The sequence below is a fragment of the Streptomyces sp. NPDC021749 genome (assembly GCF_040640655.1).
In the GTDB taxonomy this organism is placed as follows: domain Bacteria; phylum Actinomycetota; class Actinomycetes; order Streptomycetales; family Streptomycetaceae; genus Streptomyces.
The window spans coordinates 120,335-128,892 of the sequence record NZ_JBFACE010000023.1 but is presented as its reverse complement, the minus strand read 5'-3'; the positions used below and the strand labels follow the sequence as shown (position 1 = coordinate 128,892).

At 71.3% G+C, this 8,558-nt stretch carries 6 protein-coding genes; 4 read left to right on the top strand and 2 right to left on the bottom strand.

What is annotated here, in order from left to right; genetic code table 11:
* Nucleotides 1-877: 877 nt before the first annotated feature.
* Complete coding sequence (locus AB0G35_RS22795; RefSeq protein ID WP_360952332.1) at nt 878-1,822, bottom strand: hypothetical protein; 945 nt, start codon at nt 1,820-1,822, stop codon at nt 878-880.
* Between the two features lie 640 nt (nt 1,823-2,462).
* Entirely contained in the window at nt 2,463-3,248 is a 786-nt protein-coding gene (locus tag AB0G35_RS22790; RefSeq protein ID WP_360952329.1) for a DeoR/GlpR family DNA-binding transcription regulator, read from the bottom strand.
* 266 nt (nt 3,249-3,514) lie between these two features.
* Here AB0G35_RS22790 and AB0G35_RS22785 point away from each other — a divergent pair, with 266 nt between their 5' ends.
* Genes AB0G35_RS22785 through AB0G35_RS22770 form a run of 4 tightly spaced genes read left to right on the top strand, consistent with a single transcriptional unit; the run spans nt 3,515 to nt 8,555 of the window.
* A complete protein-coding gene (locus tag AB0G35_RS22785) occupies nt 3,515-4,813 on the top strand; it encodes an MFS transporter (protein ID WP_360952326.1) in 1,299 nt (432 codons plus the stop codon).
* A gap of 13 nt (nt 4,814-4,826) precedes the next feature.
* Nucleotides 4,827-6,410 carry an FGGY-family carbohydrate kinase gene (locus tag AB0G35_RS22780; protein ID WP_360952323.1) on the top strand — a complete coding sequence of 528 codons (1,584 nt, stop codon included), beginning with the start codon at nt 4,827-4,829 and terminating at the stop codon, nt 6,408-6,410.
* Nucleotides 6,403-7,932, top strand: coding sequence for an FGGY family carbohydrate kinase (locus tag AB0G35_RS22775; RefSeq protein WP_360952320.1), 1,530 nt, complete (start codon nt 6,403-6,405; stop codon nt 7,930-7,932). Before AB0G35_RS22780 ends, AB0G35_RS22775 begins: the two co-directional genes overlap by 8 nt.
* Nucleotides 7,929-8,555: a histidine phosphatase family protein gene (locus AB0G35_RS22770; RefSeq protein WP_360952317.1), complete on the top strand. Its 627-nt coding sequence runs from the start codon at nt 7,929-7,931 to the stop codon at nt 8,553-8,555. The genes AB0G35_RS22775 and AB0G35_RS22770 overlap by 4 nt, the downstream gene beginning before the upstream one ends.
* The last annotated feature ends 3 nt before the right edge of the window (nt 8,556-8,558 follow it).

The following is an 8,558-nucleotide window of genomic DNA, read 5'->3' as shown; positions in this document are numbered from 1 at the left end:
CAAGCACCAGGCCAGGCACCACAACGTCGGCAAGACGGTCAAACGCGCCGAGTCGATCAAGGAACACCAAGCCCGCCCACGTTAAACGCCAAGCTTAGTGCCTGTTTCCATCCCCGGTTTTGAGTAGCTTTGGGCCCTAGGCTGGCTGGGTGTCCGAGGGCGCCGGGGAGGCCGAGGAACGGGTGTGCAGGGGCTGCGGTGAACAGTTGCGGCCGGAGGCACGGCCCGCTGCCGTGTACTGTTCGGCGGCATGTCGTCCCAGGCAGTGGCGTCGGGACCGCCGGTTGCGCAAGCGGGTGGCCGCGGAATCGACCGGTGATGGCTGGGCCGAGTGCCCCGGTAGTGGTGCCGCTACGGCCCCGGGCCATGTCCAAACACGACGATGGTGGACGGGACTTGGCGACGGTGACGGTCGCGAAGTGGGGACGCCGCGAGCCACCGGCGACCCGTGGGAGCCCTACCAGCTACTTGATCCTGCGGGGAGCTCGTGCACCCCGTCGCGGCGTACTTCAAAGACCTGCAAGCGGTCGGCCGTCCCGCAACAACTCAGCGGAAGCGCCTACCAACATACTTGTGTCTGCGAGAAACAGGCGGCGATGCAGTAGAAGATTATGGTTGATATTTGCGCGCAAGCGGGATGTTCGGCTTCTCGCCTGGTGGTTCCAGAAGTTGGCATGCTCCGTCGCCGGCGGCCCCATAGGAATCGGGATACTCGGGAGGAGCCCTTATCTCACCGAGTTCCATCCTGTGCCCCCAAGATCCCGCACACTCGTCAGGACCCGGACCCTCACCCCATCCCGACTTCGAGCCGAACGGCGACGACAACAGCACACTCGCGCGGAGGGTTAAGCACGCAGGGGCGGCCGGGGGAGCTGCACTAGAGGGAGATGTTGATGGCTATGGCCAGCGTTGAGAAATCGGTGGCGTAGCCGGTGCCGGTGCCTCGATCACTGGCATGATGCATTGCGACAATCTCGTTCGTCGATTTGCCGACTACGACCGCCCCTGAGTCGCCCGACGTTCCCCAGACGCCATCCGGATTGAGGATGGGGTCTGGTACAGCCTCAATGGAAACCTGCCCCATCATCCACCAACGCACGGTTTCGTCGGAATTTCGGATTCGGTAGGTACCGACTGCGCCGGTGACCCGCCCAAGGGTGGGCCCGTTCTTGTAGCCGCGCTTTCGTACAAGGTCCCCTACGCTTGGACCTGTGATTCCGGTAGCCGTACCAATCCCTTCGATCTCGCCCACCTTCGGTGTCCGGCCGTCGACGATTGAGCAGACCGCCGCATCAAAGAAGCCACTGACCCCCGTCATACCAGGGGTCGGGAAGAAGGCTGGGGTGTTCGGTATCAAACAGCGGCGTACGCTTCCGAGCTCGTCGAAATCCGGCGGCGGATCGGTCGACGGCGCGGGTTGATAGATCACGTCCCCGGGCGCGCCGCACACCACATGGCCAGCGGTCAGGACAACCGGCTCTCCGGTCTCGGTGTCCCTGAAGACACAGCCGAGGGTGCCACGGCTGATGGACCCGTCGACGACCGCGGTGCCGAGCTGGTACCCACCGCGAAGAGGTTCGTGCCTGGCCGTGTCCGGCATAAAGGAGTCCATGACTGGATCCCCGGCCACAATGATTGCCGGAAACCCGCCAAAGGTCTCTGGCAGTCCACCAGGCGGGTTCTCCGGGTCTCCGACCAGGATCCGGATCGCAAGCTCATCTGACGAGTCAAGCCCGACGTCCGTCCCGTTCACCCCATCGATGGAGAGCACTTCGGTGTTGCCGTCAGCGAGGGCCTGGGCCATTTCCGGAGGTACGTCCATGTCTCGCCACCTCACATCCTCAGAATCCGTGCCCGGAAAACCCGCGCAGAGTTGCATCCGGGCAACAGTAGGGCGACCAGACGGTGGGAGGGGCTTCTGGCCTTGCCCGTGTGCAGAGTCGGCCGGCTATGGCCCGATTCGGACCCCGAGACGCCGCCGCTCAGCGTCATCACCTCGGGTGGGCGAGTTGCGACACCCGTAAGCGCGCGGGCCACGCAGTTCCTGGGCAGCTCCGGCCCGACTCCGTGAAAGGCCGCCGCACCCATGGTCGAAGCTCCGTAGCTACCGCCCGCCATTCCCCACGAAGACCGGTGCCTGGTGAGCCGTCATATTCCATTGCACCACCAATGGGGCCGGCTGGCGATCCGAAGGCCGCCGCATGCGGTGCTGTGGTCGACCCAAGCCACCACGTTTGAATCCCGAATTGGGTAAACGAGTAGCTCAGGATTGAAAACAGGCCCCTAAGGGGAGTCGAACAGATCCCGTAGGGGATGCACGGGCCCCCTGCTGGGGCCACAACGCGGGGAGTTGGGAAGCTATTCCCGGGACCGGGGAGCTCTTCACTAACGCCCCGCCCCCCAACCTCGGCGCCCCGCCCCCTACCCCCTCCCCGCACCCACCACCATCACCTCCCCGCCCCCTACCCCCTCCCCGCACCCACCACCATCACCTCCGTACCGGCCCCCCGCACCCGCCGGATCTCTTCCGTCGGGAGGCCGTCGTCGACGATGAGGAGGTCGAAGTCGGTCAGGGGGGCGAGGGCGTAGAGGCCGCCCTTGGCGAACTTGGTGTGGTCGGCGACCAGGACGCGGCGGCCAGCGCTCTCCATCATGGCGCGCTTGACCTGCACGGTCTCCGGTGAGGTGTGGTAGCAGCGGCCGTTGGTGACCGCCGTGGTCGACAGGAAGAGCAGATCGGCGCGGAAGGCCCGTACCGCGTCGGCGGTGTACGGGCCCATGAAGGCGTCGTAGGCGGGGAAGTAAGCGCCGCCCAGGGTGATCAGGGAGATCCCGGGTTCCTTGGCCAGGGTGGTGATGGCCGGCAGGGAGTTGGTGATCACGGTCAGCGGGGTGTGCTCGGCAAGCTGGTGGGCCAGCAGCAGACAGGTCGTGCTGTCGTCGAGCAGCACCGTCTGCCCGGGCACCAGAAGCGTCGCGGCGGCCCGCGCCAGCTGCTGCTTGGTCTGCGCCATGGTCGCCATCCGCTCCGCGACGCTGCCGTGGAACTGCGCGGACGGCAGCCCGGTCGCCCCGCCGCGTACCTTGCGCAGCCAGCCCTGCGCCTGCAGTGCGTCCAGATCGCGGTGCGCGGTCATCAGGCTGATGCCGTACTCCTCGGCCAGGTCCGCGGTGCGCACGAAACCGCGCGCGATGACGGTGTCGCGCATCCGGCGGCGCCGTTCCTCCTGGGCCTCGACCCGGTCCATGGCTCCGCTCCCTTTCGTGCCGGCCACCCGGCTGCGTCCCCGCGGCACCCGGCGGGTGAAATTGGCCGCGTTATGTTCGCACGGATTTCACACTGCGCGCGCGACCCGCACGGTGTCCACATGCGGTTCCGCCAGGACGCAACACGGCTGGTCGGGGCGGTGATGCGAAGATTCCGGCGGCCATTGACGGCCCTTTCCGCACGGCGGTTCCATCGCTGCGTCCACCCCCCTTCGCCCTTCTGAGCCGCCGCAGAAAGGGAGATTCGATGACGAACTCTCCGTCGCGTTCACTGATCGCCCGCCTGGGCATACCGCCGACCCTCGCCTGGGGCTATATCGGGCTGCTGCTCTTCATGATCGGAGACGGCGTCGAGTCCGGGTACCTCTCGCCGTACCTCCTGGACCGGCACCTCTCCGAGTCCCGGGTGGCCCTGCTGTTCACCGTCTACGGGATCGCGGCCGGCATCGCCGCCTGGCTCTCCGGAGTGCTCTCCGACCTGTGGGGCCCGCGCCGGGTGATGTGGGCCGGTCTGGGCATCTGGGGCGTCTTCCAGCTCCTTTTCCTCGCCGTCGCGATCCCGCTGGGCAGCTACCCGTTGATGATGCTCGGCTACGGCCTGCGCGGCCTGGGCTATCCGCTGTTCGCGTACGGCTTCCTGGTCTGGATCGCCGGGGTGGCGCCGCGGGCCCGGCTGGGCACCGCCATGGGCTGGTTCTGGTTCGCCTTCACCGGCGGGCTGCCCACCCTCGGCTCGCTCGTCGCCAGCGGCCTCATCCCGCACATCGGCGCCTACGCCACCCTGTGGGCCGCGCTGGCCCTGGTCGCCGTGGGCGGACTGATCGCCCTGCTGCTGGTCCGGGACGACCACGGCGGCAGACGGCCACGCGGGGACGGCCAGGGGCCGGTGGCCACCCTCGTCGGCAGCGTCACGATCCTGTGGCGCAACCCGAGGGTCGGGGCCGGCTCGGTCGTCCGGGTCATCAACACCGCGTCCCAGTTCGGCTTCTTCGTGATCCTGCCGATCCACTTCACCCGGACCGTCGGCTTCACCCTCACCCAGTGGCTGCACCTGCTCAGCGCGATGTTCGCCACCAACATCTTCGCCAACCTGCTGTTCGGCGTGGTCGGGGACCGCTTCGGCTGGCGCCGCACGATCGCCTGGTTCGGCGGCGCCGGCTGCACGCTCAGCACCCTGCTGCTCTTCTACGTCCCGCACGCCGCCGGCGCGAACTTCCCGCTGGCCCTCCTGGTCGCCGCGTTCTACGGCGCTACGCTGGCGGGATATGTACCGCTTTCAGCGCTTGTGCCCACTCTGGAGCCGCGGCACCAGGGCCAGGCGCTGGCCGCGCTGAACCTCGGCGCGGGCGCCAGCACCTTCGTCGGCCCGGCGGTCGTCGCGGTCTTCGTCGGCCCGCTCGGCGTCGAAGGGGTGGTCTGGATCTTCGCGGGAATGTACGCGGTGAGCTGGGCGCTGGCCCACTTCCTGAAGCTGCCGGACGAGCCGGGCACCGCGGACGCCGCGCGGCGGGGCCCCGAGCCCGCCGCCGCCTCCGCCCCGGCATGAGAGGGACGCACTGATGTCCGTACTCACCATCGACGTCGGGACCACGGTGATCAAGTCCGTGGTCTTCGACGACCACGGCACCGAGATCGCCGTCGCCCGCCGCGCCACCGAGGTCCTGCGCCCGCACCCCGGCTGGGCCGAACAGGACATGGACGGCGTCTGGAGCGCGGTCGTCGCCACCGTCCGCACCGTGCTGGACGGCCTGGCCGACCCGGTGTGGCTGGTGTCCTTCACCGCGCAGGGCGACGGTGCCTGGCTCGTCGACGACCGCGGCCGCCCCACCGGCCCCGCCATCCTGTGGTCCGACGGCCGCGCCCGGGACCAGCTGGCCGCCTGGCAGCAGGACGGCGTCCTGGAGGCCGCGTTCCGCCGCAACGGCTCGCTGACCTGCGCCGGCATGCCCAACGCGATCTTCAGCTGGCTCGCCGCCCACGACCCCGACCGCCTGGCCCGCTCGGCCACCTCGCTCACCGCCGCCGGCTGGCTCTTCCTCCGCCTCACCGGCGTCCGCGCCAGCGACGAGTCCGACGCCTCCGCCCCCTTCCTCGACCACGCCACCGGCACCTACGACCCGCAGATCATCGACCTGTTCGGTCTCGGCGCCTACGAACGGCTGCTGCCCACCGTCCTGGCCGAGGACCGGCGGATCGCCGAGCTCACCACCACGGCCGCGGACGAACTCGGGCTGCCCGCCGGCCTCCCGGTCGTGATGTCGCCGTACGACATCGCCGCCACCGCCCGCGGCGTCGGCGTGGTCAACCCCGGCCAGGCCTGCGCCATCCTCGGTACCACCCTGTGCACCGAGATCGTCACCACCGGAATCGACACCACCGGCGAACCGTCCGGCATCCACATCGCCTACCGCGGCCGGGAACGGGTGCTGCGCGCCTTCCCCACCCTCAACGGCGCCGAGGTCCTCGGCTGGGCGGCCCGGCTGCTGCACCTGCCGGGCCCGCCGGAACTGGCCCAGCTCGCCTTCGAGTCGCAGCCGGGGGCGCGCGGCCTGATGTTCCTGCCCTACCTGTCCCCGGCGGGCGAGCGCGCCCCGTTCCTCGACCCGGGCGCCCGCGGCTCGTTCTGGGGCCTGTCCCTGGAACACACCCCCGCCGACCTGGCCCGCGCGGTCTTCGACGGGCTCTCGCTGGTCCTGCGGGACTCGCTCGCCGCCGCCCGTACGGACGTTGAAGAACTGCGGCTGTGCGGCGGCGGCGCCAACAGCGACGCCTGGTGCGCCCTGATCGCCGACGCCACCGGGGTGCCCACCGCCCGCTCCGGCGACACCGAACTCGGCGCCAAGGGCGCCTTCCTCACCGGCCTGGTCCGCACCGGCGCCGAGACCAGCATGCACAGCGCCGCCGCCAAGTACGTCCGTATGCAACGGAGTTGGGAACCCGAGCCGGAGCGCGCGGAGTTCTACGCCGCGCTGTACGAGGACTTCCTGCGCTGGCGCGAGCTGGCCCGCGAGGCCGGCTGGCGCACCACCGCGGCCTGGCACGGCAGCACCACCCACCGCGCCGAGGCCCCCGGCCGCCCGACCGAAGCCCCCGCCCGCCCCGCCGGCACGCCCGACGCCGCCCCTGGAGGCACCCTTGTCTGACCCGCACCACCCCGGCCACGCCCCGGCCGCCGCCCCCGACCCCGACGGCATCCGGCTCGGCCTCGACCTCGGCACCCAGAGCGCCCGCTGCGCCGCCGTCGACGGCACCGGACAGGTCCTCGCCACCGCCGCCCGCCCGCTGACCAGCCGGCGCGACGGCAACCGGCACGAACAGGACCCCGAGGAATGGTGGCAGGCACTCGCCGCGGCCTGCCGGGAGGCACTCGCCGGCCTCGACCCGCGCCGGATCCGCGGTCTGGCGATCGACGGCACCTCGGGCACCGTCCTGCTCGCCGACGCCCACGGCACCCCGCTCACCCCGGGGTTGATGTACGACGACGGGCGGGCAGCCGCCCAAGCCGCCGCCGTCAACACCGCCGGCGCCGCGGTCTGGCAGGAACTCGGGTACCGCAGCATGCAGCCCTCCTGGGCCCTGCCCAAACTCGTCGCGCTGCTGGCGGACGGTCCCGAACCGCCGCCCGGCGCCCGGCTGCTGCACCAGGTCGACCTGATCACCTGGCGGCTGGCCGGCCACCAGGTCGCGAGCGACGCCAGCCACGCCCTCAAGACCGGCTACCACCTCGTCGAGGAACGCTGGCCGGACCGCGTCATGCAGCAACTCGGCGTCCCCGCCGGGCTGTTGCCGCAGGTCGTCCGCCCCGGCACGGTGCTCGGCACGGTCTGCGCCCGGGCCGCCGCGGCCACCGGCATCCCCCAAGGCACCCCGCTCGTCGCCGGGATGACCGACGGCTGCGCCGCACAGATCGGCGCCGGGGCGCTGGCACCCGGCGCCTGGAACTCGGTGCTCGGCACCACCCTCGTCCTCAAGGGCACCAGCCCGCACCTCGTCCGCGACCCGGCCGGCGTCGTCTACTGCCACCGCGGCCCGGACGACACCTGGCTGCCAGGCGGCGCCTCCAGCAGCGGCGCCGGCATCCTCACCCGGCACTTCCCCGGCGAGGACCTCGACGCCCTCACCGCACGGGCCGCCGCCCTGGACCCGGACACCGCGGACGCGGTCGCCTACCCCCTGGTCTCCGCCGGCGGCGAACGCTTCCCCTTCCGCGCACCGGACGCCGAACCCTTCCTCCTCGGCCGACCCGCCACCCGCGCCGAGGAGTTCCACGCCCATCTGCTCGGCGTGGCCTGCCTCGAACGGCTCTGCTTCGACTACCTCGACCACCTCGGCGCACCCGTCGACGGACCGCTCACCCTCACCGGCGGCGGCGCCCGCAACGCCTACTGGTGCCAACTGCGCGCCGACGTCCTCGGCCGTCCGGTACGGCTGCCGCAGCAGTCCGAGGGCGCCGTCGGGATGGCCGTCCTCGCCGCCACCGCCGACGGCACCCGCCTGGCGGACGCGGCCGCCGCGATGGTCCGGACCGACCGCGAGCTCCGCCCGGACCCCGCCCGCACCGCCCGCCACCTCCCCGTCTACCTCCGCTTCGTCGACGAACTTACCCGCCGTGGCTGGCTCGGCCGGACCGTGGCCGACCACGCCCGCAGGAGGGCCGCACCGTGACCCACTTCATCCTCGTACGCCACGGCGAAACCGTCTGGCACGCGGAGAACCGCTACGCCGGCCGCACCGACGTGCCGCTCACCGACCTCGGCCGCGAACAGGCCGCCACCCTCGCCACCTGGGCCACCACCGCCGACCTCACCGGCATCTGGAGCTCCCCGCTCTCCCGCGCCCGGCTGACCGCCACCCCCGCCGCCGCGGCCTGCGGGCTCACCGCACACGTCGACGAACGGCTCTACGAGCTCGACTTCGGCCAGGGCGAGGGCCTGACCCGGGACGAGATGCGCACCCGGTTCCCCGAGCGGGTCGCCGCCTTCCTCGCCGACCCGGTCGCCCACCACCTGCCCGACGGCGAACACCCGCGGCACGCCGCCGAACGCGCCGCCGACTGCCTGGCCGACCTCGCCCGCGCCCACCCCGACGGCCGCATCCTGGTCGTCGCCCACTCCACCCTGCTGCGGATCCTCCTCTGCCACCTGCTGGGCATCCCGCTCGCCGACTACCGGCGGGTCTTCCCCCGGCTCCACAACGGCGCCCTCACCGAGATCCGCCACGGCCAGGGCCGCACCGCGCTGCTGAGCCTCAACGCCCCGGCGCTCGCCCAGGCCCCCGCCCTCCACTGACCA